We start from the raw sequence: 1332 nt of genomic DNA, 5'->3' as shown, positions 1-1332 counted from the left end.
GGCCTATAGGACACTTGGTGTTGGTTTTATCCGGACTTTTCGGCTTGCTAGCGGGCTAAAGTCGGGTTCAAACTCGGTTTGACTCGAGTTTTTGGATGGACAAAACGTGTTGGTTTAACCCCGACTTTCCCGCACTACACCACCACAAACTAGCCCTCCGACTCGGCTTAAATAAGTAAATGCCGAATCCGAAATGCAAAACATGCGCCAAGCCCACCCAAAAATGGGGAACAACCACGGCCGGGAAACCCAGGTATCGCTGCCCGCAATGCAAGACCACCCAAACTAGACGCAACACCACCACAGCACGCGACCTCACGGCCTTCTGGGATTACCTACTAGGCGAATACACCTACCGCCACCACCCCGGCCAGGGACGGTCTCTGCGCCGCCGTTTCGCCCCGCTTTGGAGTCTCTGGCCGGTCTACACCACCGTCAGCGAACACCATCACGTGGTCTTCGTTGACGGGATCTACCTAGCCCACCGCCTGGCCGTGTTGATCGCCTGCACGAAAACACACGTGCTGGGCTGGTACGTGGCCAGAAGCGAGACCACCGCGGCCTGGATAGCCCTCTTCTCCCGTATCGCACCCCCGGATGTGGTGGTCTGCGACGGGGGAAGCGGGATCGCCAGCGCCGTCAAGCACGCCTGGCCGACCACACGTATCCAACGCTGCACGTACCATGCTTTCTGCGCCGTCAAACGCCACACCACCACCCGGGCACGCACCCAGGCCGGCGTCGAGCTCTACGGCCTTGCCAAAGATCTCCTAGGCGTGGCTACGCGCGAGGAAGCAGTGGACTGGGTCGGGCGCCTAGCGGCATGGAACCAGGCCTGGAAAGCGCTGCTAGCGGAGAAAACCCGGCTGCATGATGGAAGGATCGTGGACACACACGCACGCCTGATTAAGGCCCGTAACTCGCTGAACACGCTGGTACGTAACCAGACATTATTCACCTACCTGGAACCCGCGTTGGTCGTGGAAGACGACCCGATTCCCGCCACGTCGAATCTGATCGAGGGAAAGATTAACTCCCAGTTGCGGGCGATGCTGCGCCGGCATAGGGGCATGAGCTTGCTCCACCAGATCAAGGCCGTGTTGTGGTGGTGCCAGCGGCATACCGAGAATCCGGGCAGTGCCGGGCAAGTCTTGCATCGCACGGTCAGTGATGACCAGATCGCAGCCCTTTTCGCCCGGGCACGCGAGCGTCGCCAAGCACAGGCCGAGACCGAGATGTGGGGCACGGGTATCGAGTGGACCGATCTACACAACGGGGCTAAATGGAACCAAACCTACTAAACCGTAACCAACACATTTTGTCCTATAAGCC

Annotated in this window: 1 protein-coding gene; it reads left to right on the top strand. The window is 59.5% G+C overall.

Features of this window, described 5'->3' with window-relative positions; translation table 11 throughout:
- Positions 1-179: 179 nt before the first annotated feature.
- Positions 180-1301 (top strand): IS1249 family transposase, encoded by a 1122-nt coding sequence (locus ACRQFC_RS09195; protein WP_320758325.1) that lies wholly within the window; start codon positions 180-182, stop codon positions 1299-1301.
- Positions 1302-1332: the final 31 nt, after the last annotated feature.

It is taken from the genome of Actinotignum inguinis (assembly GCF_051265835.1).
Classification (GTDB): Bacteria; Actinomycetota; Actinomycetes; order Actinomycetales; family Actinomycetaceae; genus Actinotignum; species Actinotignum timonense.
The sequence above is the reverse complement of the archived record's forward strand: the minus strand, read 5'-3'. Positions and strand labels throughout refer to the sequence as shown.